Raw genomic sequence first — 2,549 nt, forward strand, 5'->3', positions numbered from 1 at the left:
CGCCAGCGCCAAGTCCATCCTCGCAAAGCACCGCCGAGCCAAAAAAGCGCTCGCAATCACAAAAGCGGGATGCGAATGAATGAGTCAGAACACTAGCGCGCGCTCTGACCGGCACAAGGCTCGAGGTCGCGGGCGCATGCAGCCCATGGTCAATTGATAACCTTAAAGCAGTGATCAATCTCGGGCGGCAACTCCGCGTCTTAGATCTTAACGCGCAGGCCGATTTCCGCCTACGAGGCGTCGAGGAACGAATCGCTTCTGGAGGGTGGGATCGGCTTGGCACAGCACATAGGTGTCCTGATCTAGCCCGAGGCAGTCCGAGATTTGAGGCGCAGGCCCTCGAACATGTTTCGATCGCATGAATAGCAAAACCGCGATGGTCATTGTCGGGGCGGGCGTGGCGGGAACGGCCGCAGCGATGGCCCTGCGCGAGGGCGGGTGTGGGTCGCCAGTCATCTTGATAGGCAACGAAGCTATGTTGCCTTATGAGCGACCGCCGCTTTCCAAGGCAATTATAAGCGACGAGACTGTTCCTGAACCCAAGCTTCTCATCGCTCCCGAGCGTCTTGCAGAGTTGGAAATTGATTATCTCGGAGGGCGCACCGTAAAGTGGATAGATCGCGCTGCGCACACCGTCGCCCTCTCGAACGGGGCGCAGCTGGCCTACACACGACTGCTGCTGACGACCGGTGCACGCCCTCGACAACTGAGTGTTCCGGTCGCACCAGGAAGCAGAATCGCGACGCTGCGCACTTATGCGGATGCGTTGGCTATTCGCCGAGTCATTGGTCCAGGTTGCGAGGTGGTCGTCATTGGCGGCGGCTTTATCGGACTCGAAGTTGCCGCGAGTGCGGTGTCGAGAGGCGCTTCGGTGAGTGTGCTGGAGGCCGGCACTCGGCTGCTGACGCGGGCAGTGCCGGCACGCATTGCTGAGCTCATTAGGGGCAAGCACGAGCGTTCGGGCGTGCGCATTGAAACCAGCGCTATCGTGGAACGTATCGACGCCAAGGACGGACGGTCTGAGATCGTACTGGCGGACGGCCGCACGCATATCGCCGATCTAGTTGTCGTTGGGATTGGCGCCGTCCCAAACACCGAGTTAGCGCGAGCAGCGGGATTGACAGTCGACAATGGCATCGTCGTGGACGAGACGCTGGCCACCCCGGATCCAGACATCTTCGCAGCCGGCGATTGCTGTTCGTTTCCGCACCGCCTCTATGGCGAGCGAGTCAGGCTAGAGGTATGGCGCAACGCGCAGCGACAGGGTGTAGCCGCCGCTGGCAATATGCTCGGCGCGAGCCAGCCATACGAAGATGTACCGTGGTTCTGGTCCGATCAATACGATGAGACTCTTCAAATTGCCGGTCTCTGTCGCGAACAAGACGTCGCCGTAGTGAGAAACCTCGGAGCAAAGGGTCGCCTGTTCTTCTATTTGGCCGCCGATAGGCGGCTGATCTCCGCATGCGGCTTCGGTAGCCTGAGCGCGGTTGCCAAGGAAATACGTTTTGCGGAGATGATGATCGGCCGGCGGCTTGCTCCCGACGCTGAGGCGCTTGCAGATCCCACCGTAAGTATAAAATCGTTATTGATCTAGCCCGGATATCTGTCCAGCGAAGAACGAGTTTTCGGTCGTTCGCGGGTCGCGGAAGAAATCAGAAACGTGAACTCTCTACGCGGCGCGGTCCGGCGCCGGCGAAAAAAGGTTCAGCTTCGGGCCGCCTTTGCCTGGCCTCGAGCGCAAAGGAAAAACAACAACGGTCTGGGCGTCAACCGCAACACGTCACCGTCAATAACGCCAAGCCCGCAGAGCAGGAGATCATTCGCGGGCTCGCCCAGGAGCGTCAACTTGTTCATCGACGACTACAAAGCCGGCGATCTCAACGGTTACGAACTAGACTACAATTCGATCAGGATACCAAATCCTGACATCATTTATTGCTCGGTCACCGTTTTCGGTCAGACTGGCCCTGATGCGCCGCGTGTACGATTGACGTATCACGCGGTTATGTCGTCAAACCCATCTTCCTTGATCCTCGTGAGATTCGGCTCGATCGCTCGCTGAGTTTGCCGAGTTCATGCCGCTCCCCCACCGTCACCGAAGCATAAGAGAAGCTCCGCTTGGACAATATGCCGTCTTAAGGTCGTCTAGAGCCTGATGAAAACAGTTCCGTTCTCGACCTTTACCTCGTAAGTGCTCAGGCCGACGCATGCGGGTAGCGCGCGTGCTTCGCCGGTTCTGTAGTCGAATGTTCCGAAGTGCTTAGGACATTCGATGACATAACCGTCGACGATACCTCCCGCGAGATGCACCTTCTCGTGCGAGCAATGCCCGTCCATCGCGAAGTAACTCCCCTCTGGCGAGCGAACAACAACAAAAGAGCGTCCTTCATGATCGATACGAAGCACCTCTTCAGGCTCCAGTGCATCGAAGGCGCACGCCACTACCCAATTATCTGCGGAGATCAACTTCGTCACCTCTGATATTGGCTTTCAATGACGGAAGAGTAGAGGTTGAGCTTGGGACCAGGCTTTGCGACGGGCAAGAGTAT

General features: G+C 57.9%; 3 protein-coding genes. 2 read left to right on the forward strand and 1 reads right to left on the reverse strand.

Features of this window, described 5'->3' with window-relative positions:
- Nucleotides 1-358 precede the first annotated feature (358 nt).
- Nucleotides 359-1,594, forward strand: coding sequence for an FAD-dependent oxidoreductase (locus IVA80_RS29940; RefSeq protein WP_247438256.1), 1,236 nt, complete (start codon nucleotides 359-361; stop codon nucleotides 1,592-1,594).
- Nucleotides 1,595-1,846: 252 nt separating this feature from the next.
- Entirely contained in the window at nucleotides 1,847-2,062 is a 216-nt protein-coding gene (locus IVA80_RS29945) for a CoA transferase (protein WP_247438258.1), read from the forward strand.
- An 83-nt stretch (nucleotides 2,063-2,145) separates the two neighbouring features.
- On the opposite strand, the gene IVA80_RS29950 is transcribed toward IVA80_RS29945, so the two are convergent.
- Complete coding sequence (locus IVA80_RS29950) at nucleotides 2,146-2,466, reverse strand: Rieske 2Fe-2S domain-containing protein (RefSeq protein ID WP_247438259.1); 321 nt, start codon at nucleotides 2,464-2,466, stop codon at nucleotides 2,146-2,148.
- Nucleotides 2,467-2,549: the final 83 nt, after the last annotated feature.

This window comes from Bradyrhizobium sp. 139 (assembly GCF_023074175.1).
In the GTDB taxonomy this organism is placed as follows: Bacteria; Pseudomonadota; Alphaproteobacteria; order Rhizobiales; family Xanthobacteraceae; genus Bradyrhizobium.

Bases quoted from the DNA above. Each gene is read 5' to 3' on its own strand.
- IVA80_RS29940 (WP_247438256.1), top strand. From the start codon at position 359: ATGAATAGCAAAACCGCGATGGTCATTGTCGGGGCGGGCGTGGCGGGA.